The sequence below is a fragment of the Shinella sp. GW821-FHT11G07 genome (genome assembly GCF_058808115.1).
This window is the reverse complement of sequence record NZ_JBXARJ010000001.1, coordinates 43,199-66,327: the sequence shown is the minus strand read 5'-3', so window position 1 is coordinate 66,327 and position 23,129 is coordinate 43,199. Positions and strand designations below refer to the sequence as shown.

The 23,129-nt window shown below is 62.8% G+C and carries 22 protein-coding genes; 19 read left to right on the top strand and 3 right to left on the bottom strand.

Going from position 1 to position 23,129, the window contains the following annotated elements:
- Positions 1-3 precede the first annotated feature (3 nt).
- From AC1RT2_RS00330 to phnN, 12 genes are all read left to right on the top strand, one after another.
- Entirely contained in the window at positions 4-1,104 is a 1,101-nt protein-coding gene (locus AC1RT2_RS00330; RefSeq protein WP_493098401.1) for a carbon-phosphorus lyase complex subunit, read from the top strand.
- On the top strand, positions 1,101-1,985 hold the full coding sequence (locus AC1RT2_RS00325) for an alpha-D-ribose 1-methylphosphonate 5-phosphate C-P-lyase PhnJ (RefSeq protein ID WP_493098399.1): 885 nt from the start codon (positions 1,101-1,103) through the stop codon (positions 1,983-1,985). The genes AC1RT2_RS00330 and AC1RT2_RS00325 overlap by 4 nt, the downstream gene beginning before the upstream one ends.
- Positions 1,982-2,758: a phosphonate C-P lyase system protein PhnK gene (gene phnK, locus AC1RT2_RS00320; protein ID WP_493098397.1), complete on the top strand. Its 777-nt coding sequence runs from the start codon at positions 1,982-1,984 to the stop codon at positions 2,756-2,758. Before AC1RT2_RS00325 ends, phnK begins: the two co-directional genes overlap by 4 nt.
- Positions 2,759-2,823: 65 nt before the next feature.
- The gene (gene phnL, locus AC1RT2_RS00315; protein ID WP_493098395.1) at positions 2,824-3,531 is read left to right on the top strand and encodes a phosphonate C-P lyase system protein PhnL; all 708 of its coding nucleotides are present in this window, start codon (positions 2,824-2,826) and stop codon (positions 3,529-3,531) included.
- Positions 3,528-4,142 carry a DapH/DapD/GlmU-related protein gene (locus tag AC1RT2_RS00310; RefSeq protein WP_493098393.1) on the top strand — a complete coding sequence of 205 codons (615 nt, stop codon included), beginning with the start codon at positions 3,528-3,530 and terminating at the stop codon, positions 4,140-4,142. Before phnL ends, AC1RT2_RS00310 begins: the two co-directional genes overlap by 4 nt.
- Positions 4,143-4,297: 155 nt before the next feature.
- Positions 4,298-5,146 (top strand): phosphonate ABC transporter ATP-binding protein, encoded by an 849-nt coding sequence (phnC, locus tag AC1RT2_RS00305; RefSeq protein WP_069062972.1) that lies wholly within the window; start codon positions 4,298-4,300, stop codon positions 5,144-5,146.
- 80 nt (positions 5,147-5,226) lie between these two features.
- Positions 5,227-6,132, top strand: coding sequence for a phosphonate ABC transporter substrate-binding protein (gene phnD, locus AC1RT2_RS00300; protein WP_069062973.1), 906 nt, complete (start codon positions 5,227-5,229; stop codon positions 6,130-6,132).
- A 73-nt stretch (positions 6,133-6,205) separates the two neighbouring features.
- The gene (gene phnE / locus AC1RT2_RS00295) at positions 6,206-7,168 is read left to right on the top strand and encodes a phosphonate ABC transporter, permease protein PhnE (RefSeq protein WP_493098390.1); all 963 of its coding nucleotides are present in this window, start codon (positions 6,206-6,208) and stop codon (positions 7,166-7,168) included.
- Between the two features lie 9 nt (positions 7,169-7,177).
- Positions 7,178-8,680, top strand: coding sequence for a phosphonate ABC transporter, permease protein PhnE (gene phnE / locus AC1RT2_RS00290; protein ID WP_493098388.1), 1,503 nt, complete (start codon positions 7,178-7,180; stop codon positions 8,678-8,680).
- Between the two features lie 150 nt (positions 8,681-8,830).
- Positions 8,831-9,538 carry a DUF1045 domain-containing protein gene (locus AC1RT2_RS00285; RefSeq protein ID WP_493098386.1) on the top strand — a complete coding sequence of 236 codons (708 nt, stop codon included), beginning with the start codon at positions 8,831-8,833 and terminating at the stop codon, positions 9,536-9,538.
- A 1-nt stretch (position 9,539) separates the two neighbouring features.
- The gene (locus AC1RT2_RS00280) at positions 9,540-10,673 is read left to right on the top strand and encodes an alpha-D-ribose 1-methylphosphonate 5-triphosphate diphosphatase (RefSeq protein WP_493098384.1); all 1,134 of its coding nucleotides are present in this window, start codon (positions 9,540-9,542) and stop codon (positions 10,671-10,673) included.
- Entirely contained in the window at positions 10,670-11,275 is a 606-nt protein-coding gene (gene phnN / locus AC1RT2_RS00275) for a phosphonate metabolism protein/1,5-bisphosphokinase (PRPP-forming) PhnN (RefSeq protein WP_493098382.1), read from the top strand. The genes AC1RT2_RS00280 and phnN overlap by 4 nt, the downstream gene beginning before the upstream one ends.
- 1 nt (position 11,276) lies before the next feature.
- On the opposite strand, the gene AC1RT2_RS00270 is transcribed toward phnN, so the two are convergent.
- The gene (locus tag AC1RT2_RS00270) at positions 11,277-12,719 is read right to left on the bottom strand and encodes a cryptochrome/photolyase family protein (RefSeq protein WP_493098380.1); all 1,443 of its coding nucleotides are present in this window, start codon (positions 12,717-12,719) and stop codon (positions 11,277-11,279) included.
- 34 nt (positions 12,720-12,753) lie between these two features.
- Positions 12,754-13,113, bottom strand: coding sequence for a YbaN family protein (locus tag AC1RT2_RS00265; protein ID WP_493098378.1), 360 nt, complete (start codon positions 13,111-13,113; stop codon positions 12,754-12,756).
- Positions 13,114-13,255: 142 nt separating this feature from the next.
- Here AC1RT2_RS00265 and AC1RT2_RS00260 point away from each other — a divergent pair, with 142 nt between their 5' ends.
- Genes AC1RT2_RS00260 through AC1RT2_RS00250 form a run of 3 tightly spaced genes read left to right on the top strand, consistent with a single transcriptional unit; the run spans position 13,256 to position 17,018 of the window.
- A complete protein-coding gene (locus AC1RT2_RS00260; RefSeq protein ID WP_493098376.1) occupies positions 13,256-14,068 on the top strand; it encodes an N-formylglutamate amidohydrolase in 813 nt (270 codons plus the stop codon).
- Positions 14,065-15,960 carry a flavohemoglobin expression-modulating QEGLA motif protein gene (locus AC1RT2_RS00255; protein ID WP_493098374.1) on the top strand — a complete coding sequence of 632 codons (1,896 nt, stop codon included), beginning with the start codon at positions 14,065-14,067 and terminating at the stop codon, positions 15,958-15,960. The genes AC1RT2_RS00260 and AC1RT2_RS00255 overlap by 4 nt, the downstream gene beginning before the upstream one ends.
- Before the next feature lie 11 nt (positions 15,961-15,971).
- Positions 15,972-17,018 carry a glutathione synthase gene (locus tag AC1RT2_RS00250; RefSeq protein WP_493098372.1) on the top strand — a complete coding sequence of 349 codons (1,047 nt, stop codon included), beginning with the start codon at positions 15,972-15,974 and terminating at the stop codon, positions 17,016-17,018.
- A gap of 6 nt (positions 17,019-17,024) precedes the next feature.
- Here AC1RT2_RS00250 and AC1RT2_RS00245 read toward each other — a convergent pair whose 3' ends face one another.
- Complete coding sequence (locus tag AC1RT2_RS00245) at positions 17,025-17,351, bottom strand: DUF2934 domain-containing protein (protein ID WP_493098370.1); 327 nt, start codon at positions 17,349-17,351, stop codon at positions 17,025-17,027.
- Positions 17,352-17,828: 477 nt separating this feature from the next.
- Between AC1RT2_RS00245 and AC1RT2_RS00240 the strand changes: the two genes are divergently transcribed.
- The 4 genes from AC1RT2_RS00240 (at position 17,829) to AC1RT2_RS00225 (ending at position 23,129) form a co-directional block, all read left to right on the top strand.
- On the top strand, positions 17,829-18,137 hold the full coding sequence (locus AC1RT2_RS00240) for a hypothetical protein (RefSeq protein ID WP_493098368.1): 309 nt from the start codon (positions 17,829-17,831) through the stop codon (positions 18,135-18,137).
- Between the two features lie 101 nt (positions 18,138-18,238).
- Entirely contained in the window at positions 18,239-21,157 is a 2,919-nt protein-coding gene (locus tag AC1RT2_RS00235; protein WP_493098366.1) for a monovalent cation/H+ antiporter subunit A, read from the top strand.
- Positions 21,157-21,495 (top strand): Na+/H+ antiporter subunit C, encoded by a 339-nt coding sequence (locus tag AC1RT2_RS00230; protein WP_444798309.1) that lies wholly within the window; start codon positions 21,157-21,159, stop codon positions 21,493-21,495. Before AC1RT2_RS00235 ends, AC1RT2_RS00230 begins: the two co-directional genes overlap by 1 nt.
- Positions 21,492-23,129 (top strand): monovalent cation/H+ antiporter subunit D, encoded by a 1,638-nt coding sequence (locus AC1RT2_RS00225; protein WP_493098364.1) that lies wholly within the window; start codon positions 21,492-21,494, stop codon positions 23,127-23,129. Before AC1RT2_RS00230 ends, AC1RT2_RS00225 begins: the two co-directional genes overlap by 4 nt.

The window sequence follows — 23,129 nt, the reverse complement described above, 5'->3', positions numbered from 1 at the left end:
ACCATGTACGTTGCCGTCAAGGGTGGCGAAGCCGCCATCTCCAACGCCCATCGCCTTCTCGCCGACCGCCGCCGCGGTGACCGCTCGCTGCCGGCAATCGGCATCGAGCAGATCGTCGCCCAGCTTGGCCTCGCTGTCGACCGCGTGATGGCGGAAGCCTCGCTTTACGATCGTGCGCTGGCTGCGCTCGCCATCCGGCAGTCGCGCGGTGACATGATCGAGGCGATCTTCATCCTGCGTGCCTATCGCACGACATTGCCGCGCTTCGGCTATTCCAAGCCGGTCGAGACGGGCGCCATGCTGATCGAGCGCCGCGTCTCGGCGACCTACAAGGACTTGCCTGGCGGCCAGCTTCTCGGCCCCACCTTCGACTATACCCACCGCCTTCTCGACCCGTCACTTTTGGGTGACGAGACTGTCGAAGCGGGCCTGGAGCGGGAAGAGCCCGGCGAGGCGGTCATGCGCGTCTCCGACATCCTGGCCGATGAAGGCCTGGTCGAGGGCGATGGCAGCTTGCCGGACGGCCATGTCGCAGGCGACATCACACGCGAGCCGCTGGAATTCCCGATGGCGCGTGACCTGCGTCTGCAGGCGCTCGCCCGAGGCGATGAAGGTTTCCTGCTGGCGCTCGGCTATTCCACCCAGCGCGGCTACGCCCGCACCCATCCCTTCGTTGGGGAAGTGCGCATCGGCGAGGTCGAGGTGGAGCTGGATATGCCGGAACTCGGCTTTTCCGTCTCGCTCGGCCGCGTCCAGGTGACCGAATGCCAGATGATCGCCCAGTTCAAGGGCTCGGCGAAAAACCCGCCGCAGTTCACCCGCGGCTATGGCCTCGTTTTCGGCCAGAGCGAGCGCAAGGCCATGGCCATGTCGCTGGTCGACCGTGCGTTGCGTGCGGAAGAGTTCGGCGAGGATATCGTGGCGCCTGCGCAGGATGAGGAGTTCGTCATTTCCCATTCGGACAACGTCCAGGCAACCGGCTTCGTCGAGCACCTGAAACTGCCGCATTACGTGGATTTCCAGGCCGAACTCGATCTCGTACGCCGCATGCGGCGCGAGTACGAGGCCGCGCAGAACATCGATCTTCCGGAGGCCGCAGAATGAATACGACCGATCTGGCGACCTACAATTTCGCCTATCTCGACGAACAGACGAAACGCATGATCCGCCGGGCGATTCTGAAAGCGATCGCCATTCCCGGCTATCAGGTGCCCTTCGCATCGCGTGAAATGCCTATGCCCTACGGTTGGGGCACCGGCGGCGTGCAGGTGACGGCGGCGATCCTCGGACCGGACGATGTGCTGAAAGTCATCGACCAGGGCGCCGACGACACGACGAATGCCGTCTCCATCCGCGCCTTTTTCCAGAAGGTGGCCAATGTCGCGGTGACGACGGAGACCCGCGAGGCGACGATCATCCAGACGCGCCACCGTATTCCCGAGGAGAAGCTGACGGCCGGGCAGACGCTGGTCTACCAGGTGCCGATTCCGGAGCCGCTTCGCTTCCTCGAGCCGCGCGAGACCGAGACGCGCAAGATGCACGCGCTGGAAGAATACGGCCTGATGCATGTCAAGCTCTACGAGGACATCGCCAAGAACGGCCATATCGCCACGACCTATGCCTATCCGGTGAAAGTCGAGGGTCGCTACGTCATGGACCCGTCGCCGACCCCGAAATTCGACAATCCGAAGATGCACATGTCGGAAGCGCTTCAGCTGTTTGGCGCGGGTCGCGAAAAGCGCATCTACGCCGTACCGCCCTATACCGAGGTCGTCAGCCTCGATTTCGAGGACCATCCCTTCGAGATCCAGACCTTCGACAAGCCCTGCGCGCTGTGCGGCGCGGAGAATGTCTATCTCGACGAGGTGGTGCTCGATGACAGAGGCGGGCGGATGTTCGTCTGCTCGGATACCGACCATTGCGAAGACCGTTGCGCCCACGGCCACCGCGGCCATCTCGCCTATAACAAGGAGGCTGCCGAATGACCGACACGCCGCTTCTCAAAGTCCGCGACATCTCGAAATTCTATGGCGCGCGCATCGGCTGCCAGAATGTCTCCTTCGACCTCTGGCCCGGTGAAGTGCTGGCGATCGTCGGAGAATCCGGCTCCGGCAAGACGACGCTGCTGAATTGCCTCGCAACGCGGTTGATGCCGAGCTCCGGCGCCGTCGAATACCGCATGCGTGACGGCCAGATGCGCGATCTCTCCCGCATGAGCGAGGCGGAGCGCCGTTTCCTGATGCGCACCGACTGGGGCTTCGTGCACCAAAACCCGGCGGACGGCCTGCGCATGGCCGTGTCGGCCGGCGCCAATGTCGGCGAGCGGCTGATGGCCATCGGTGAGCGGCATTACGGCAATATCCGCGAGACGGCGGGCTCCTGGCTCGGCCGCGTCGAGATCAGCGTCGATCGCATCGACGACCAGCCGCGCGACTTCTCCGGCGGCATGCGTCAGCGCCTGCAGATCGCCCGCAACCTCGTCACATCGCCGCGCCTCATCTTCATGGACGAGCCGACCGGCGGTCTCGACGTTTCGGTGCAGGCCCGCCTGCTCGATCTGTTGCGCGGCCTCGTGCAGGACCTTGGCCTCTCGGCGATCATCGTCACGCATGATCTCGCCGTGGCGCGTCTCCTCTCGCACCGCATGATGGTGATGAAGGACGGCCTCGTCATCGAGCAGGGCCTGACAGACCGCGTGCTCGACGATCCGCGCGAAGCCTATACCCAGCTCCTCGTCTCCTCGATCCTTCAGGTCTGAAAGCATGGTCCCGAAAAGTGGAACCCGGTTTTCGGACAAGACCATGCGTCAAAAGGAAAAGTGACATGCCCACACCCCTCGTTGTCTCCGAAGTGGCGAAGAGCTTTACCATGCATCTTCGCGACGGCATCCGACTGCCTGTCATGTCGAATGTCACCTTCTCGGTGAAGTCAGGCGAATGCGTCGTGCTGGGCGGACCGTCCGGCATCGGCAAGAGTTCGCTGCTCAAGATGGTCTACGGCAACTACGCTGTCGATAACGGCCAGATCCTGGTCGATCACGACGGCAAGCTGCTCGATCTCGCGACCGCCGATCCGCGCACGATCCTGTCGGTTCGCCGGGCGACGCTGGGTTACGTCAGCCAGTTCCTGCGCACCGTGCCGCGTGTTGCAGCCGTCGATGTCGTGGCCGAACCACTCACGGCCCGCGGCGTCGATGCGGCCGAGGCGAAGGCGACGGCAGAGGCCATGCTGGCCCGTCTCAACCTGCCGCGCGAACTCTGGCAGCTGCCGCCCGCCACCTTCTCCGGCGGTGAACAGCAGCGCGTCAACATCGCGCGCGGCTTCATCACCGATCACCGCATCCTGCTGCTCGATGAGCCGACCGCCTCGCTTGATGCGAAGAACCGCGCCGTCGTCGTCGGCATGATCGAGCAGAAGAAGGCGGCCGGTGTAGCGCTGCTCGGCATCTTCCACGACGAGGACGTGCGCGAAAAGGTCGCCGACCGCATCGTCGACGTCTCTGCCTTTTCGCCGCGAAAGGCCGCCGCATGACCAAGCTGTCCGAAACGCCGCTGATCCACCCGACAGCCATTGTCTCCGACACGGTGCTCGGCCGCTACACCGAGATCGCCGAGAACTGCCGCATCAGCGAAGCTGATATCGGCGACTATTCCTACATCATGGATGGTGGCTCGGTCTGGTGCGCAACGATCGGCAAGTTCGCCAACATCGCCTCGTCGGTCCGCCTCAATGCCACCAACCACCCGATGTGGCGCGCGACGCTGCACCACTTCACCTACCGGGCCAACGATTACTGGCCCGATACGGAACAGGAACCGGATTTCTTTGCCTGGCGGCGCGAGCATCGCGTCACCGTCGGCCATGACGTGTGGATCGGCCATGGCTCGACGATTTTGCCGGGTGTCACAATCGGCAACGGGGCTGTCATAGGGTCCGGCGCGGTCGTCACAAAAGACGTCGAACCCTACATGATCGTCGGCGGCGTGGCAGCGAAAGTCATCCGCGAACGCTTCCCGCGAAGCATCGCCGAACGCATGGAAAAACTCGCCTGGTGGGACTGGGATCATGCCCGGTTGCGCGCCGCTTTGGACGACTTTCGCAAACTTGACGCAGAAGCCTTTCTCGCCCGTCACGACGGCTGAGCGGGCATGTGCAATGCCGGAAATTCAGGCCTGTGGACTGTAATTTTTCCGACATGAAACTGACATCGCCGCTTCATCAACAGCGTTTACAGCCAATCCCGAAAACGACATTGCCCCATCACGGGCTCGCTACTGGAAATTAAGAGGGATCCGCCATGTTCCGACTGAAGAATGTCACCCGCCGTTTCGGCGAGCGCGTTGCGGTCGACGCTGTGACCTTCGACATCCCGCAGGGCCAGATGGTTGGCGTCATCGGCCGCTCGGGTGCCGGCAAGTCCACCATGCTGCGCATGATCAACCGTCTTGCCGATCCGAGTGAAGGCTCGATCCATTTCAACGACGTCTTGGTTTCGTCGTTGCGCGGTTCGGCACTGCGCAACTGGCAGCGCGACTGTGCGATGATCTTCCAGCAGTTCAACCTCGTGCCGCGCCTCGACGTCCTGACCAATGTTCTGCTCGGCCGCCTCAACCACCGTTCGACGACGCTCAGCATCCTCAACCTCTTCACCCGCGAAGAGCGCATCATGGCGATTGCCGCCCTCGAACGCCTGGGCATCGAGCAGACGGCGCTCCAGCCGGCCGGCACGCTGTCCGGCGGGCAGCAACAGCGCGTGGCGATTGCCCGCGCCCTGATGCAGAACCCGAAGATGCTGCTCGCCGACGAGCCGATCGCCTCGCTCGACCCGCTGAACGCCAAGATCGTCATGGACGCGCTGCGCGACATCAACGAGCGCGAAGGCATTACGGTCATCACCAACCTTCACACGCTCGACACGGCACGCGCCTATTGCGAACGCATCATCGGCATGGCGCACGGCCGCGTCGTGTTCGACGGGTCTGCACGCGAACTCGACAGCGAAGCGGTACGCACGATCTACGGCACGGGCGCCGATGGCGCGGAGATCGACGAGAGCCTCACATCCACGGCGATCCGCAACCCGGCCCGTCAGGACAATATCAAGGAATCCGCCAGCCCGACACCGCTGGCACTGGCCGGGCTCTGAGCCCCGCCGGGATCGAACGACCCGCGTAAAGGGTCAGACAACTTCCAGTCCGGCAAAGCCGGTCAAACAGGAGAGAGACCATGCTGAAGAAAGTACTTCTCGGCGCCGTCGCGCTCATCGCGCTCGCCGGCCACGTCCAGGCTGAAGACCTCAAGGAATTCCGCGTCGGCATCATCGGCGGCGAAAACGAAGCCGACCGCCTGCGCAACTACCAGTGCCTCGGCGATCACCTGAAGGCCGAACTCGGCTTCGAGAAGGTCTCGTTCTTCCCGGCTGCCGACTATGACGGCGTTATCCAGGGCCTGCTCGGCGGCACGCTCGACTACGCCGAACTCGGCGCGTCCGGCTTTGCCAAGATTTACCTCGCCAAGGCCGACGCCGTCGAGCCGATCCTGACGACCGTCCAGACCGACGGCTCGACCGGCTACCACTCGATCATGGTCGCCCGCAAGGACAGCGGCATCACCAAGCTCGAAGACCTCAAGGGCAAGAAGCTCGGCTTCGCCGACCCGGACTCGACCTCGGGCTATCTCGTACCGCTCGTCACCCTGCCGGAAGCCATCGGCGGCCCGGTCAAGGAATATTTCGCTGAAACCGGCTTCGGCGGCGGTCACGAAAACCTCGTCCTCGAAGTGCTGAAGGGCACCTTCGACGCCGGCACGACCTTCGGTTCGGGCGTTGGCGAGTGGAAGGACGGTTACACGTCCGGCAACCTGCACAAGATGGTCGAGAAGGGCATTCTCGACATGAACGACATCGTCGAACTCTGGAAGTCGCCGCTGATCCCGAACGGCCCGATCGTCGTTCGCACCTCGATGGCTGACGAGACCAAGGCGAAGTTCAAGCAGTTCATGCTCGACCTGCCGAAGAAGGACGCAGCCTGCTTCTCCGCCGTCATGGGCGGCGACTTCACCGCGTTCACGGAAGTCAATGTCGACTTCTACAAGCCGATCATCGACGCCCGCAAGGCAACGATCGGCGGCTGATAGCCACGCAGACACTGGCGCCGGCCGCAACCCGGCCGGCGCCTCGTCTTTTTTGAGCCCAGGCGGAACAGACATGGCCTTGAACACGCTTCACGACGGCTTCAGCGAGAAGGGCGCTCTCATCGAGCGGCACTGGCAGGAGCTGAACGCACGGCGCCGCCTCTACACCTGGCTCGGCCTTGCCATCCTGGCCGTCGCGCTTTCCGGTTCGCTGTGGTTCGCCAACGAGACGAATGCCGGCAAGTTCTTCGACCGGCTGCCCTATCTCTTCGACTTCGTCGGCGACATGGTGCCGCGCGATGGTCTCGAAGTGTTCCGCGCGCTGTTCGATCTGCCGTCGCCCTATGACGACGGCAGCTTCAAGTACAATTATCCCGAAGGCCGGCTCTATCTCACCGAGAGCTTCTACATCCCGGAATATTTCCACAAGATGCTGGAGACGCTGAACATCGCGCTGTTCTCCACGCTGATCGGCATGGTCTTCGGCTTTCTGCTCTGTTTCCTCGCGGCCAAGAACCTCGTCGCGAACTGCCTGCTGCGCGGCTTCGTTCGCCGCTTCATGGAAATCCTGCGCGCGTTCCCGGAAGTGGTGCTCGCAGGCTTCTTCCTCGCCATTCTTTCCCTTGGGCCTCTCCCAGCCGTCATCGCCGTGTCGATCCATACGGTCGGCGCACTCGGAAAACTGTTCTTCGAGGTGGTCGAGAATGCCGACATGAAGGCGGAGGAGGGGCTACGCGCCGTGGGCGCCAGCTGGATCGAGCGCGTCTGGTTCGGCATCGTGCCGCAGGTCCTGCCGAACTTCATGAGCTATTTCCTGCTGCGCCTTGAAATCAACGTGCGCGCCTCGACGATCATCGGTGCCGTCGGCGGCGGCGGGATCGGCGAATTGCTGCGCCTGTCGATCGGCCAGAACCATCAGGCGAAGACGCTCGCCATCGTGCTGCTTCTCCTCATCACCATCATCGCCGTCGACCAGTTTTCCGCCTGGCTGCGCCGCAAGCTCGTCGGCGATCATGCCTTCCGGCTGGCCCAATAGGAGTGTGCCATGACGACCCTCAATCCCGCACTGATGGATGAGATCGCGGCACGCCATCCGGCCGTCTTCCACCGCTCGTTCTGGCAGCGTTTTCGCGTGGCGTTCATCACCGGCGGCTTTGTGCTCTACGCGCTCTATTGCTGGTGGTTCTTCGCTATCGGCCATGTGCTGACCACGGCCAACTGGAACATTGCCGGCACCTATCTCGCCGACTGGGTTTCCTACGAGGTGCGCCCGGAAGTGGCGATCGCTCCCGATGGCGCCATGAAGCTCACCTATCCGCGCTTTTCGCCGCTCGGACCCAATGCCGCGCCGGACTGGGTGGAGATCGAGCTTGGCACGATGACCCGCACCACGCCGGCCGCAGATGCCGCAAGCACGGCGGCCAAGAAACCGGCATCCATGGGCTTCATGGGAACCGGCGCCACCCTCGGCGGCTCGGCCGCTGCCGTGGAAGGCCTGGCAACGGCGACAACGCGCGAGGAAGAGGTGGTCAAGCGTGCGAAGATCGCGCTCAATTCCTCGACAAGCGTCGAGGTCGTGCCGGAGCGCGTGACTGTCCAGCATGCCGGCGAGACGCTGGTCGTCGATATGGATGGGGCCGAGATGGCGGTCGAGGGTGCACTTCCGGCCTGGGCGACGCAGAAGACGCCAGGTCAGAAGATCACGCTTGCATTTGGTTTTGCCGGCTGGGGCGAGATCGAGCCGGGCGATATCAGCATCCGCAGGCGCTTCCTCGGCTGGGCCAATTTCATCTTCGACACGAACTCGCCCTTCCATGGAAAATCGACCTCTGAGGTCGTCTCGCTGATCACCTCGGGCGACCGGATCGACGCGAAACAATCGAACCTCTCGCTTGCCTGGAATAACATCCTCTATAATGCGGAATGGCAGCATCTCGACGTCTGGACGAAGCTGCTCCAGACCATCGTCATGGCCTTTGTCGGCACGCTGTTCGCAATGCTGCTGGCCTTCCCGCTCGCCTTCCTTGCGGCGCGCAACATCACCCGCAACTGGATCTCCAACCAGGTCACCAAGCGTCTGTTCGACTTCCTGCGCTCCGTCGACATGCTGATCTGGGCGTTGTTCTTCACCCGCGCCTTCGGTCCGGGGCCACTCGCCGGCATGTCGGCGATCTTCTTCACCGATACCGGCACGCTCGGAAAACTCTATTCCGAAGCGCTGGAGAACATTGACGACAAGCAGCGTGAGGGTGTGAAATCGGTGGGGGCGGCCCCCATTGCCGTACAACGCTACGGTGTGTTGCCGCAGGTCATGCCGCTCTTTGCCTCGCAGGCGCTCTACTTCTGGGAATCGAACACCCGCTCCGCGACCATTATCGGCGCGGTCGGCGCCGGTGGCATCGGTCTCAAGCTCTGGGAAGCGATGCGCACGAATTCCGATTGGGAGAACGTCGCCTACATGGTGCTGCTCATCCTCATCGTGGTCTTCGTCTTCGACGGCATCTCGAATGCGCTGCGTTCGCGCCTGATGGGGAAACCGGCGCACTGAGCAAGTCCAGCAAAAGTGTAGAGCGGTTTTGCGTCCGGACGTGCGAAAAACGAAAGACCCGTGAGGCGGCATGATGCTGCCACACGAATCCCTACAAGGTTCGATGTCGCCGGTCCGGCGGCATCTTCTGAATTGCATAGGAATGAGCCATTGCGTTACGCCCTCTACTTCACCCCGTCCGCAAGCGATCCGCTGACCCTTTCCGCCCAGCGCTGGTTGGGGCGCAACGCGTTTACGGGTGCCACGCTTGCGCAGCCGTCCGTGCAGGGTTTTGATGCGGCCACACTCGCAGGACTGACGGCAGACCCGCGCCGCTATGGCTTCCATGCGACGCTGAAGGCGCCGTTCTCGCTCGCCGAAGGCCGCACGGAGGCCGAACTGGTGGCCGAGGTCGGGCGCTTCGTCTCCGAGGTCGAGCCGTTTGAAATCCCCGAGCTCGTCGTCGGGCGCCTCGGTTCCTTCTTTGCGCTGGTGCCCGGCGATCACTGCGAGCCGCTGCACAGCTTTGCCGGTGAGGTTGTACGCCGTTTCGAGCGCTTCCGTGCGCCGCTCACCTCCGCCGATATCGCACGCCGCAAGCCAGACGAACTGACCGGCGCCGAGCGACAGAACCTCGTGCAATGGGGCTATCCCTACGTGTTCGACGAGTTCCGCTTCCACATGACGCTGACGGGACGCGTGCCGGCCGAGCGCCGCGATGCCGTCGAAGGTGTGCTTCTCGATCAATTCGCCGATTTCCACGACCGCCCGCTGGCAGTTCACGGCCTCGCGCTGTTCCGGGAACAGTCGCGCGGCGCCGATTTCACCGTCCATTCGCTCTTCCCGCTGGGTGGAGCAGCCAACAGAAAGACCGCCTGACATGACCCGCGAAATCGTTCTCTCCAATGCCCGTATCGTGCTTGAGGACAAGATCCTCGACGGCACGCTGGTGTTGCGCGATGGTCTCATCGCCGACATCTCGGAAGGTGCTTCCGCCGCCGGCGAGGACATGGAAGGCGACTTCCTGCTCCCCGGCCTCGTGGAACTGCACACCGATCACCTCGAAGCCCACTATTCGCCGCGTCCCGGTGTACGTTGGGGCCTGACGGCCGCCATCCAGTCGCATGACGCCCAGGTCGTTACCTCGGGCATCACCACCGTCTTCGACTGCCTGCGCATGGGATCGGACGAGGACGGCGGTTTTGAGAAGGGCGAGATGCGCGCCATGGCCAGCGCCATCGCCGAAGCGCAGGCCGAAGATCGCCTGCGCGCCGAACACCTCATCCACCTGCGCTGCGAAGTCTCGACCGACAACGTGCTGGAGCACTACGACGAATTCGAGAACGACCCGATGGTCCGCCTCGTCTCGCTGATGGACCACGCACCCGGCCAGCGCCAGTTCCAGACGCTGGAGCAATATATCCTCTACTACAAGAAGAAGCGCGGCCTCACCGACGATGAGTTCGACGCCTTCTGCAAGCGCCAGCAGGACCTTTCCGCCCGCTACGCCAAGCCGCACCGCGATGCGATCGCCGCTTCTTGCGCCGCGCGCAACATCTCGGTCGCAAGCCATGATGATGCGACGCTGGAGCATGTCGAGGAAGCGATCGGCTACGGCATCCGCCTTGCCGAATTCCCGACGAGCTTCGAGGCTGCGAAAGCATCGCACGGTGCCGGCATGAGCGTGCTGATGGGCGCCCCGAATATCGTGCGCGGCAAGTCGCATTCCGGCAACATCGCCGCCCGCGATCTGGCGAACATGGGTGTGCTCGACGTGCTCTCGTCGGATTACGTGCCGTTCAGCCTGATGCATGCACCGTTCATCCTCGCCGACGAGGGCATGAGCCTGCCGAAGGCGATCGCCATGGTGTCGACGACGCCCGCCCGCACGGTCGGTCTCGACGATCGCGGCGCCATCGCCACGGGCCTTCGTGCCGATCTCGCCCGCGTCCGCCGTCCGTCAGGCGTGCCGGTCGTGCGTTCGGTGTGGCGCCAGGGCAAGCGGGTGGCATGACCATGGCCGCCGAAGAGGTCGTCGCGCGGCCATCGCCTGTCGCGGCGGGCACGATGGTTGTCGTGGTCGGCCCGAGCGGGGCCGGCAAGGACAGCGTGATGTCCTACGCCGCACAGCATTTCGCCGAGGAGGCGCGGGTGCGGTTCGTGCGCCGTGTCATCACGCGTCCGGCGGATGCCGGCGGGGAGGCGCATGAGGCGATCGATGCGGATGGTTTTCGCCAACACGCGGCCGGAGGCGCCTTTGCCGTTTCCTGGGACGCGCACGGATTGTCTTACGGCATTCCGCGCGAAACTCTCGACCAGTTGGGACAAGGCGTAACGCTGATCGCCAATGGCAGCCGCTCGGCACTGCCGGCTTTTGCCGAGGCCTATCCGCGGCTGAAGGTCGTGCTCGTCACAGCCCGCCCCGACATTCTCGCTGCACGCCTTGCCGCGAGAGGCCGGGAAAGCGGCGAGGCGATCGCCAGGCGGCTTGAGCGTGCCGTGCCAGAAATCGTCGTCACGGCCGATACCGTCGTCATTGACAACAGCGGTGCGCTCGAAGAGGCGGGCGATGCGTTTGTCTCGCTGCTTGCCTCGGCACTTGCGCGCAACGATTAGGTCAATCGTTCTTCAGCGATTTGTAGGCCGCGAGTGCGCGTTCGCGGGCCTTGCGATGGTCGACGATCGGCTTGGGATAGGTTTTTCCGAGGTCGAGGCCAGCCTCCCTCAACACACTTTCCGGCGCATCGAAAGGCTTGTGGATCCAGGCCGAATCCAGCTCTTCCAGCTCCGGCACGAAGCTGCGTACATAGGTGCCGTCAGGATCGAATTTTTCACCCTGCAAGATCGGGTTGAAGATGCGGAAAAACGGCGAGGCATCCGCGCCGGAGCCTGCCACCCATTGCCAGTTTGCCGCATTCGATGCGGCATCGGCATCCACAAGCGTATCGCGAAACCATTTTTCGCCGCGTCGCCAGTCGATCATCAGGTGCTTGATCAGGAAGGAAGCCGTGATCATGCGCACGCGATTGTGCATCCAGCCATGTTTCCAGAGCTGCCGCATCCCCGCATCGACGATGGGGTACCCGGTCATGCCGCGCGTCCAGAGCCTGAAATTCTTGCCCGCCGCCTCCCACGGAAAGGCGTCGAACCGGCCGTTCCAGTTCTTTTCCGCCAGTTCCGGGAAATGAAAATGCAGATGGTAGCAGAACTCCCGCCAGGCCAATTCCTTGCGGAAATGCACGACATCGTCCTTCGATGACGTCAGGCCACGGGTCGCGTGCCAGACGCGGGCGGGGGAAATTTCGCCGAACGCCAGGTGGGGCGAGAGCATGGATGTGGCATCGATTGCCGGAAAGTCGCGATCCGTCTTATAGCCGTCGATTGCACCGTCAGCGAAGTCGTCAAGGCGCTCGCGTGCCGCGCCTTCTCCCGGCGTCCAGATGTCGCTGAATGAGGCTGCCCAATCCGGTTTCGTCGGCAGCAGCTGCCAATCGTCCAGTACCTCCGATTTTGGAGCTGTCGTGGGAGGCGTCAGTTTTTCCGGCGCATCGACCGGCTCGTGTGGCTCTCCGTCCCGCTCCAGTGCTTTCCAGAAGGGCGTATAGACGCGGTACGGCTTCTTTTCTCCAGTCAGCAGGCGCATCGGGTCGTGCAGCAATTCCGCCGCGAAGCTGCTGGCGTCGATACCACGCGCCTTGAGTGCGGCCTTGATATCCATGTCGATTTTCACGCCGGCTGGATTGTGCCTGCGGTTCCAGTAGACGCTGTCGGCGCCGGTATCCCTGATCAGGTCATCGAGAACTTTGCTCGCCGCTCCACTGCGAAGGGTGAGGGGCGTACCAAGCCTGTCGAGCGTCCCACCAAGGGAGGTCAGCGAGTGGTGCAGCCACCAGTCCTGCGCCGCCCCAAGGGGACCGGTACCAGCTTCCTCCGGCTCGCGTATGTAGAGCGCGATAACGGGGAGGCCGGTCTCGGCCGCAGCGATCAGAGCAGGGTTGTCGTCTGTGCGCAAATCCTTGCGGAACCAGACGATGATCGGAGGCCCACTTTTCATCGTCATGTCTCGTTTCCTTTTTGCGCCGCTGCACTAGCGATCATTTCGGCAGTGGTCGGGTCAGAATGAAGAGCACGCTTCCCGACAGGATAAGCCCGACGATGGCAGCAAGAAGCGGTGAGGGCTGCGTGCGGTACCAGAAGAAGCCGTAGCTCGCGGCAATGAGAGAAACCGCGACGATTTTCGCACGCGCGGCGATCGCTCCCTCGCGTTGCCAATTTCTCAACGGCGGGCCGAGCGTGCGATGGTTGAGCAGCCACTGCTCCAGGCGGGGCGAGGAACGGGAAAAACACCAGACGGCGACCAGCAGGAACGGCGTTGTGGGCAGCAGAGGCAGGAAGGCCCCGACGATGCCGAGCGCTGTCATTAGCAGGCCAGCCAGCATGTAGATCGAGCGCACGAGGTTCCTCATCACAAACGGTGTTGACCGTTCAGATAGAGTGCTTTGTCCTTGTGTCCAAGAGGCCACGACGTCGCGACGATTGGAACGAACATCTTCGTCAGGCATTCCTATGCCGACTGAAGCAGGGCGGGCTAAGCGAATGTTGGATGATGCCGCGGGCGAAAACACGAATGCCTGGTGGACGACGCACCGGGGCGCGTCGCCCGTGGTTGCGACAGCCATTCACGATGGCCATGCGGTCCGCGAAAATCTGCTGCTGAAAATGGCACTCAAAGAGGATGAACGCCTGCGTGAAGAGGACCCTTTCACCGCGCAAACCATCCGCGATCTTCAAAACCGTATCGTCTTTCATCGTTCCCGTTTCGAGGTCGACCTCAATCGTGCCCGGGATGGGGCTTTCTATCTCCGGCCTGAGCAGGCCTGGGGACTTAAGGTCTGGCACGAAACGCCCTCCGATGGAGAGATCGCAGAGACGCTCGCCGTTCACGACGCCTATTATGACATGCTGGAAAACTACCTGCGGGGTGTCACGGCGCAATACGGCCGTTTCATCGTGCTCGACATCCACAGCTACAACCATCGCCGGGCCGGAGCGGCGGCCGCCTCGACCGAGGCGAGCGGTGCGCCGGAGATCAATATCGGCACCATCTCGATGGACCGCGATCGTTGGGCGCCAGTTGTCGATGCCTTCATGGGCTTTGCTGCGGATTTCGATTTTCTTGGCCGCAGATTGGATGTGCGCGAGAACATCGCCTTCCAGGGACGCGGTGAGCAGACGCGGTTCATCCATGAGCGGTTTCCCGAAACCGGCTGTGCCATCGCGATCGAATTCAAGAAGATTTTCATGGATGAGTGGACGGGCGCGCCGGACTGGCAGGCCATCGCGGCGTTTGGCGCGCTGATAGCCGGATCCGTGCCAGTGCTCGAAAGGGCGCTGCGGGAGGTCGCATGAGCCCCACCAAGACGGCCCGCAAGCCACGACGAAAGAAAGAGAAGTCTCTCGTCGAAGAGGTGGTCGAGGCGCTCGACGCCGGGAAATCCGTGCGCCGGGAGATCGACGGGGGACGCCTGCATATCGACCGGCCGTTGCCGTTCCTGTGCCTGCATGTCGGGGATCCGGGCGGGCATATCGTGGCCCGCGAGGTTGCGGCCGCAAACGCTTCCTATCTGCTTGTAAGCCGCATCGAGGATGCGGTTGAACTCATCGTGCCGATCGCAGAGGCTCTCCGCCGGAAATTCGGTACCTTCGTGCTGCTCGACGTGGACGAATTCGACCGCGACCGATTGCTTTCCGACGACGCGCCGTTTCTGCAACCCTTCGAAGTCATGCTGTCGGCAACCCCAGGCATTGCGGCGAAGCGAGCGCTCGGAGCATTCGAGGCGGTGGTGAAGGGGTTCGAGGCCCGTTTTCGCACACCGCATGTCGAGCTTTGCGCCGCCGAGGACGATCCGTGCGTGCGCCCTGAGCTTCTGGCGCTGCGGCTGCCGCTTCTGACGCTGCGTTTCGCGCCGATCTACCGCGTCACCGGATCGGACGCCACCTATCCGGATTTGCGCGAACGTCTCATCGACAATTTCCTCGATGCGGGCCTGCGGGCCTTCGCAGCGTTTCTCGATGCGGATGGTTTTCCGAAGCCGGCCACCTACCGCGCCTTTGGCCGCAAGGCTTTCATCGATGCGGTCGAACGGGCGGACCGCGGCATGGATGACGTCGCCTCGAGCTTCGATTTTCTGCTCGCCGTTACCCCGATCAATGCGGATGCGGCCTGGAAGGAATTCAAGGCGAACAAATTCGAAAAGCCGCCGCGCTTCCTCTATCGGCCGTTGAGCCTGCTGGTGGAGCAGGAAAAACGCCGGCTCTATTCGATCGCGCTTGACCGGCTCGAAGACCCCGTGCTGCACCAGATCTACCGGGAAAAACAGCAGGAACTCGATCTTCAGCTGACGCTGATCGCCGAACGGGAAAAAGCGCGGTTCGTCGAGTTCGGGCGCGCGCTCTACGGTCCGGTCGAGCCGTCGCTGTTGAAGGCGGCCCACGAGGTTCTGGATGGAACCTCCGATGGCAGGCGCAAGTCTTCCCTTTCGGGAGGTAACGACGAGGTCGTGGACTGCTTTTATGTCGAGCACCGCGCACGCACGATGATGCTGGACTATCATCTTCGCTACGACGGTTTCGATGCCGCCATCGAACTGCGCGACGACGTGCCTGCCGGTTTGCTGGTGTCGGGGCGGCGCCTGCTCATTTCCCGCCGCACGCGCATGATGCGCCACCGCGTGGAGGCGCTGCTCAGCCACGAGGTGGGCGTCCATCTTCTTACCTATTTCAACGGGTCGGCACAGGGGTTGCGTGTGTTCCGGACCGGCCTTTCTGGTTACGAGGGCATGCAGGAGGGACTTGCGGTTTTCGCCGAATTCCTGGCTGGTGGTTTTACGCCGGAGCGCCTCCGCCTGCTGGCTGCCCGCGTCATCGGCTGCGATCTCATGCTGGCCGGAGCGTCCTTCGCCGAAAGCTTTCACACTTTTGTGCAAGAGCATGATTTCGATGCGGAAACAGCCTTCGGCCTTTTGCTGCGGGTCTTTCGGGGAGGAGGGCTCGCCAAGGATGCGATCTATCTGCGGGGGCTGCTATCGCTGCTCAGCCACCTGAAGGCCGGCGGTGCGCTCGATCCTTTCTGGATGGGTAAAATTTCCGCATCCCATTTCAGCGTAATGGAGGAGCTTGGTGCCCGCGGCCTGCTGAAGGAGCCGATCCTGCGACCACTCTGTCTCGAAACCGACCGGGGCCGCGCAAGGTTGGAACGCGCCCGCGCCGGTCTCACACCCCTTTCCATGCTCGAAGCTTGAGGAGAGCAACCATGCGTATCGCCTTTTTCGTCAACTCGATCGAGGGGGAGACCCCGACCTATACGACCACAGCGCTCGCCATGGCGGCGGTCGCGCGCGGACACGACATTTGCTACATAACGCCCGGTGATTTCGTGCTGCGGGCCGACGATAGTCTCGCCATCCGCGGCCATGTTCTGCCCGGCAAACGCTACAAGAAGCCGGAGAGTTTTCACGCCGCCCTCCAGGGCGATGACGCAACCGTTGAAACGATGGACGTGGGCGACGTCGACGTGGTTTTCCTTCGCAACGACCCGTCGCTCGACGCCGACGACCGGCCCTGGGCCGCTCATGTTGGTGCAATGTTCGGCCGGCTGGCCGCCGCACGCGGTAGCATTGTCGTCAACGATCCCGACGGCCTGACGCTGGCGCAGAACAAGCTCTACTTTCAGGGCTTTCCGCGGGCTGTTCGGCCGGAGACGCTGATTTCCAAGAGCATCCACGAGATTCGCGCCTTCATCGACAGTCACAAGGACGGCGTCATCATGAAGCCGTTGCAGGGATCCGGCGGCAAGAACGTCTTCAAGATCGGTTCTGCCGACGAAGCCAACCTCAACCAGATTTTCGAGGCGGTCAGCGGCGAGGGGTACCTGATCGTCCAGAACTACCTGCCGGCAGCGACTGAGGGAGACATCCGCCTTTTCCTGATGAACGGGCGCCCGCTGGAGCAGGATGGCAAATATGCTGCCATCCGCCGCGTGCCGGCCAAGGGCGAGTTGCGGTCGAACATTCACGCAGCGGGCACTGCAGTCGCGGTCGAGATCACGCCAGAGATCCTGGCGATTGCCGAGATGGTCCGCCCCAAGCTCATCGAGGACGGCATGTTCCTCGTCGGCCTCGACATCGTCGGCGACAAAATCCTCGAGATCAACGTCTTCACGCCGGGTGGCCTCAGCGCGATGCTCGACCTCTACGATGTCGATTTCGCCGAGAACATCATATCGGCTCTGGAGGACAAGGTGGCCCAGCGCGATGCCTATGCCGGCGCGATTGCCAACAGAACGCTGGCCACCTTGTGAAAGCGATCAGATCAATTTGCTGTTTGCCGAAGCCTTGGTCGATTTCGCCTTGGCGACGGCCTTGGCTGCGGCAGGCTTCTCAGCAGCGGCTTCCGCCTTCTTCTTCGGCTTGGCCGTCTCTGCTTTCTTCTCCCCGGCCTTTGTGGAGATTTCGATCAGTGGCTTCTTCGCGCTCGCCGGTTTTGCCTCTGTGACAAGGGCTACACGCTCGAGTTCCTCGCGCTCACGCACGGCCTGTTCCCAATGGTCGCCGTCATGACCATGCGGCCGGCCGGCTTCTTCCCAGATCAAGTAGGCGCGCTTGCTGATCCATTCACTTTTCGCATCCGTCATCGTGTATCCCCGTTCCAGAGTGGACTGACGCCGTGCCGGATATGCCGCAGGCTTGCGAGCAGTCACCGGGACACGGAACTCACTGGACGACCGGGAACATCGACCGGCAGGTCCAGATATTCGACGCACCTTTCGCTCCGGCCGAAGCCTCCGGGAGCAGGTCTGCTAAATGCGATTCGCCAGACTAGAATGCGCCCAAAGCGAAATGGCATCAAGCCGAGCGGATTGCGGCGGGATCACCGTTTTGAGGGATGGTAAGGAAATTTTATCGCGTTCCTCGCGGTGAAACGGCGTAATTTTGGAAAAGTTTCGTGCTTGCGGGTGGACAGCGCCAACCCGGCCAACGTATTGTCCGGATGAAAGAATCTTCAAGATAATCGACGAACTAGAGAGGCAGGGCGTTTGGCAGCATTCGGGCAACAGCATCGACCGGCTTGTCGGACTTTTCGCCTTCTCTGCACCTCGCTGACCTGTCTTTTGTTGTTGATATCGACGCTGACGGTTCCCGCTGCCGCCAGTTCTCCGTCAAAAGTGCTTCGGTATGGCACGCTGAAGACGGCGAATACCTCCTCTGCTCTTGCCGATATGGAATGCCGCAAGCGCGTCGTGGCCGGCAAGGCAATGACATTCGATGGCAGCGGGATAGACCACGCCTGTCTGTCGACAGAGACGAACGTTCACCAGAACGGCATTGCCGTCAACGCGGCCATTGTACCGCCTGCCGGTATCGGCAATGGTTGTATCCAGACGCATCGGGCGCGTGCGCCCCCGCTCGATTTCGCCTGACGGCCGCCTCGATCGTCCCCGTCGATCGCCGCGGTCTTCCCGATGTCGCCGGCGTGCCGGCATGTGAGAAGTTCTGACGTTCGAAAGCGATCGATCATCCGATGACAGGTGAAATGATTCTGGTCCTGCTGGTCTGCCTTCCCTTTGCGGGAAGCCTCGCCGCGACCATTCTCTTGCGGACGGATTCCCGCATTCTTGCGGCGCGCATGTCGGGCGCCGTGTCGTTTGCGGCCCTCCTGCTGACGGCTGCGCTCTACCCGGCGGTGCGCGCTGGCGGCAAAGTGCGGTTCGATCTCGAATGGCTGCCGCAGCTCGGATTGAACGTCACACTACGCATGGATGGGTTTGCCTGGCTCTTTGCCATGCTCATCACCGGTATTGGCTGCCTCGTCGTGCTCTATGCGCGCTACTACATGTCGGAAGAGGATCCGGTCCCGCGGTTCTTCTCCTTCCTGCTTGCCTTCATGGGCTCGATGCTCGGCATAGTGCTATCGGGCAACATCATCCTGCTCTCGGTGTTCTGGGAACTGACGAGCATCTTCTCTTTCCTGCTGATCAGCTACTGGCACCACAATGCCGCGGCGCGCGACGGTGCGCGCATGGCGCTGACGATCACCGGCATCGGCGGCTTCTGCCTGCTCGCGGGCTTGCTGGTTCTCGGCCATATCGTCGGTAGCTACGATCTCGACGTGGTGCTCGCCTCCGGAGACCAGATCAAGGCGCATCCGCTCTATCTCACCGCGCTCGTCCTGATCCTCATGGGTGCGCTGACCAAAAGCGCGCAGGTGCCGTTCCATTTCTGGCTGCCGAATGCCATGGCGGCGCCGACGCCGGTTTCGGCCTATCTGCATTCCGCGACCATGGTGAAGGCGGGCGTCTTCCTGCTCGTGCGCTTCTGGCCGGCCCTGTCCGGCACCTATGAATGGTTCATGCTGGTCGGCATCGCCGGTATCAGCACGCTGCTGCTCGGCGCCTATTTCGCCATGTTCCAGCAGGACCTGAAGGGCCTGCTCGCCTATTCGACGATCAGCCACCTCGGCCTCATCACCACGCTGCTCAGCCTCGGCAGCCCGCTGGCGGCTGTGGCTGCGATCTTCCACATGATGAACCATGCCACCTTCAAGGCATCGCTCTTCATGGCTGCCGGCATCATCGACCATGAGACCGGCACACGCGACATGCGACGATTAAGCGGGCTCTTAAAATACCTGCCGATTACCGGCACGCTCGCCATGGTGGCGAGCGCAGCCATGGCGGGCGTACCGCTGCTCAACGGCTTCATCTCGAAGGAGATGTTCTTTGCCGAAGCGGTTGAAACGCATGCAGATTCGGTTCTTGATCGCATCCTGCCCTATGTCGCGGTGCTCGCTGGCGCCTTCTCAGTTGCCTATTCGCTGCGCTTCATCCACATGGTGTTCTTCGGCCCGGAGCCGACCGACTTGCCGAAGCCGAAACCCCACGAGCCTCCGCACTGGATGCGCTTCCCGATCGAGTTCCTGGTGCTCGCCTGCCTGGTGGTCGGCATCATTCCGAGCCTGTCGATCGGCCCGTTCCTGCATTCGGCCGTCGTCTCCGTGCTTGGCGACCGTACGCCGGAATACAGCCTCGCCGTCTGGCATGGTGTCAACACGCCACTGATCATGAGCATAATTGCGCTCGTCGGCGGCGTGGCACTCTACGCCGTGATGAAGGACTACCTCGCCAAGTGCGACGATGGTCCGCCGCTCTTCCGCCATCTCGGCGGCCAGCGCATCTTCGAGCGTGTGCTCGTGACCGTCTCCTGGAAATGGGCGCGCTGGATGGAAAGCCGTCTGGGTACCCGCAATCTGCAACCGCAGTTGCGCCTCATCGCGACCGCCGGGCTGCTTGCCGGTGTCGTGCCGCTCTCCATTGCCGGTTTTGCGCCGACGCCGCTGGTTTTTGACGGCGTTGATCCGATCTTCGCAGCCGTCTGGTGCATCGGTGCCTTCTGCGCGCTGGGTGCCGCCTATCAGGCGAAGTATCACCGTCTTGCAGCACTAGTCCTGCTCGGCGGCGCGGGCATCACCACCTGCATCACCTTCGTCTGGCTATCGGCGCCAGATCTCGCCATCACGCAGCTCGTCGTCGAGATCGTCACGACGGTGCTGTTGCTGCTCGGCCTGCGCTGGCTGCCCAAGCGCTCGGAAAAAGTCGACAATTCGGTGTCGTTCTCTGCCCGCAGCCGCCGCTTTCGCGACTTCCTGCTCGCGATTTCCTGCGGCTTCGGCATGTTTGTCTTTTCCTACGCGATCATGAAACAGCCGGTACCGGATGCAATCGCCAGCTATTTCTTGGAGAAGGCCTATACGGAAGGCGGCGGGCGCAACGTGGTCAACGTCATCCTCGTCGACTTCCGCGGCTTCGACACGCTGGGCGAAATCGCGGTTCTCGCCATCGTGGCGCTGACCGTCTTCGCGCTGCTGCGCCGTTTCCGCCCGGCCGCCGACAGCGTCGACAAGCCGGAGCAGCAGCGCATCCAAAATGCCTATGATGCGGAGCGTCCCGAGCGTTCGGCCGGCGACACCGTGCGCGACTATCTGCTCGTGCCGTCCGTGATCATGCAGTGGATGTTCCCGGTCATCATCACCTTCTCGATCTACCTGCTCCTGCGCGGACATGACCTGCCAGGCGGTGGCTTTGCCGCTGGCATCACCATGGCGATCGCCTTCCTGCTGCAATATCTCGCGGGCGGTGTGCGCTGGGCGGAGGATCGCCTGCGCATCCTGCCGCTACGCTGGATGGGTATCGGTCTTCTGCTGGCAGCCCTTACCGGTATGGGCGCCTGGCTGTTCGGCTATCCGTTCCTGACGACCTATTCGCAATATATTGAGGTGCCGTTCATCGGCAAAATTCCGGCTGCGACCGCGCTCCTGTTCGATCTCGGGGTCTTCTCGCTAGTCGTCGGCGCCACGGTGCTGATCCTGATTGCGCTTGCGCACCAGTCCATACGTACGCATCGGGTCCGCGGCCTCGAAGCCACCAAGGCGGAGGAAACCTGATGGAACTCGTTCTTTCGATCGGCATCGGCATCATGACGGGTTCCGGCGTCTGGCTCATCCTGCGCCCGCGCACCTATCAGGTCATCATCGGCCTTTCGCTGCTGTCCTACGCGGTCAACCTCTTCATCTTCGGCGTCGGCGGTGTGAAATCCAATGCCGCGCCGTTGCTCGGCGACGGCGTCGACATCTCGGCGGTGACCGATCCGGTGCCGCATGCGCTGGTGCTGACCGCCATCGTCATCGGTTTTGCGACCACGGCACTGTTCCTCGTCGTGCTTCTCGCTGCACGCGGCCTCACCGGCACAGACCATGTCGACGGCAGGGAGCAGCCGAAATGAGCGGCTGGCAGCAACACCTCATCATCGCGCCGATCCTCATCCCGCTTGTCGCCGGCGCGACACTCCTCTTCTTCGATGAGCGCGAGCGCGTCATCAAGGCCATGATCAGCGTCGTCTCAGGCCTGGCGCTAGCCGCCGTCGCCATCAGCCTGTTCCGGCTTGCCAATAACGGCGACGGCAGCTTCGAGGGCGTCTACATGCTCGGCAACTGGCCGGCGCCCTTCGGCATCGTGCTGGTCGTCGATCGGCTCTCGGCGTTGATGCTCGTCCTCGCCTCGATCCTGGCCATCCCCACGCTCGTCTACGCGCTCGCCCGCTGGCACACCGCGGGTGCGCATTTCCATTCGTTGTTCCAATTCCTGCTGATGGGGCTCAACGGCGCCTTCCTGACGGGGGACCTCTTCAACCTCTTCGTCTTCTTCGAGGTAATGCTGGCCGCCTCCTACGGCTTGCTGATGCACGGCTCCGGCCCCATGCGCGTCAAGGCAGGCCTGCATTACATCGCCGTCAACCTTGCGGCAGCACTCTGCTTCCTGATCGGCGTCAGTGCTATCTACGGGTCGGCGGGCACGCTCAACATGGCGGACCTCGCCGTGCGCATCGGCGAAATCGAAGGCGAGCGGCGTATGCTGCTGGAGGCGGGCGCCGGCATTCTTGGCATCGTCTTCCTCATCAAGGCCGGTATGTGGCCGCTGAATTTCTGGCTGCCGGGCGCCTATAGCGCCGCGACTGCTCCAGTTGCCGGCATATTCGCGATCATGAGCAAGGTCGGCATCTACGTCATCCTGCGTCTGTCGCTGCTGGTCTTTGGGCAGGGCGCTTCCGCCGGTCTCGGGCTCAATGTGCTGCTCTACGGCGGCATGGCGACCATCGCCTTCGGTACGATCGGCGTGCTGGCCTCGCAGGCACTCGGGCGATTGGCGAGTTACTCCGTGCTCGTCTCCTCGGGCACGCTGCTCGCAGTTCTCGGCCTCAACAACGGCATGGTGACGGCCGGCGCGCTCTTCTACATGGTGAGCTCGACCCTCACGATCGCCGCCTTCTTTCTGCTCATCGAACTTGTCGAGCGCGGGCAGGATGCTGGTGCATCGGTTCTCGCCGTCACGATGGAAGCCTATGGCGACGCGGACGAGGAGGACGAAGAGGTCGAGGTGGGCGTAACCATGCCGGGAACGATTGCGGTGCTCGGCATATGCTTTGCCGCCTGCGGCATCCTGCTGTCGGGTCTGCCGCCGCTCTCCGGCTTCGTCGCGAAGTTTGCCATGCTGTCGGGCATGATCGGCGCGACTGCGCAGGGCGACGCGCCCATCGCAGCCTCCGCTTGGTGGATCGTCGGACTGCTCATCTTGTCCGGGCTTGCCGCGCTCATCTCCATGACCCGCGCCGGCATCCGCACCTTCTGGGCCTCGATGGAGGGCACCGTCCCCCGCGTGCTCGTGATGGAAATGGCGCCTGTGATGCTGCTGATCGCCCTGACGCTCGCCTTGACCATCAAGGCGGGGCCGGCGATGAGCTATATGGAGGAGACTGTTCGCAACCTCCAGCAGCCGACGGCCTATATCGATGCCGTGATCAATGCACGCCGCGCCGGCGTGAGCGAGCCGAGCGGCCCGGATGGCGGGGGAGGGATCTGA

Coding starts and splice junctions, on each gene's coding strand:
- AC1RT2_RS00330 (WP_493098401.1), top strand. CDS start 4: ATGTACGTTGCCGTCAAGGGTGGCGAAGCCGCCATCTCCAACGCCCAT.
- AC1RT2_RS00325 (WP_493098399.1), top strand. CDS start 1,101: ATGAATACGACCGATCTGGCGACCTACAATTTCGCCTATCTCGACGAA.
- phnK (WP_493098397.1), top strand. CDS start 1,982: ATGACCGACACGCCGCTTCTCAAAGTCCGCGACATCTCGAAATTCTAT.
- phnL (WP_493098395.1), top strand. CDS start 2,824: ATGCCCACACCCCTCGTTGTCTCCGAAGTGGCGAAGAGCTTTACCATG.
- AC1RT2_RS00310 (WP_493098393.1), top strand. CDS start 3,528: ATGACCAAGCTGTCCGAAACGCCGCTGATCCACCCGACAGCCATTGTC.
- phnC (WP_069062972.1), top strand. CDS start 4,298: ATGTTCCGACTGAAGAATGTCACCCGCCGTTTCGGCGAGCGCGTTGCG.
- phnD (WP_069062973.1), top strand. CDS start 5,227: ATGCTGAAGAAAGTACTTCTCGGCGCCGTCGCGCTCATCGCGCTCGCC.
- phnE (WP_493098390.1), top strand. CDS start 6,206: ATGGCCTTGAACACGCTTCACGACGGCTTCAGCGAGAAGGGCGCTCTC.
- phnE (WP_493098388.1), top strand. CDS start 7,178: ATGACGACCCTCAATCCCGCACTGATGGATGAGATCGCGGCACGCCAT.
- AC1RT2_RS00280 (WP_493098384.1), top strand. CDS start 9,540: ATGACCCGCGAAATCGTTCTCTCCAATGCCCGTATCGTGCTTGAGGAC.
- phnN (WP_493098382.1), top strand. CDS start 10,670: ATGACCATGGCCGCCGAAGAGGTCGTCGCGCGGCCATCGCCTGTCGCG.
- AC1RT2_RS00270 (WP_493098380.1), bottom strand. CDS start 12,719: ATGACGATGAAAAGTGGGCCTCCGATCATCGTCTGGTTCCGCAAGGAT.
- AC1RT2_RS00260 (WP_493098376.1), top strand. CDS start 13,256: ATGTTGGATGATGCCGCGGGCGAAAACACGAATGCCTGGTGGACGACG.
- AC1RT2_RS00255 (WP_493098374.1), top strand. CDS start 14,065: ATGAGCCCCACCAAGACGGCCCGCAAGCCACGACGAAAGAAAGAGAAG.
- AC1RT2_RS00250 (WP_493098372.1), top strand. CDS start 15,972: ATGCGTATCGCCTTTTTCGTCAACTCGATCGAGGGGGAGACCCCGACC.
- AC1RT2_RS00245 (WP_493098370.1), bottom strand. CDS start 17,351: ATGACGGATGCGAAAAGTGAATGGATCAGCAAGCGCGCCTACTTGATC.
- AC1RT2_RS00235 (WP_493098366.1), top strand. CDS start 18,239: ATGACAGGTGAAATGATTCTGGTCCTGCTGGTCTGCCTTCCCTTTGCG.
- AC1RT2_RS00230 (WP_444798309.1), top strand. CDS start 21,157: ATGGAACTCGTTCTTTCGATCGGCATCGGCATCATGACGGGTTCCGGC.
- AC1RT2_RS00225 (WP_493098364.1), top strand. CDS start 21,492: ATGAGCGGCTGGCAGCAACACCTCATCATCGCGCCGATCCTCATCCCG.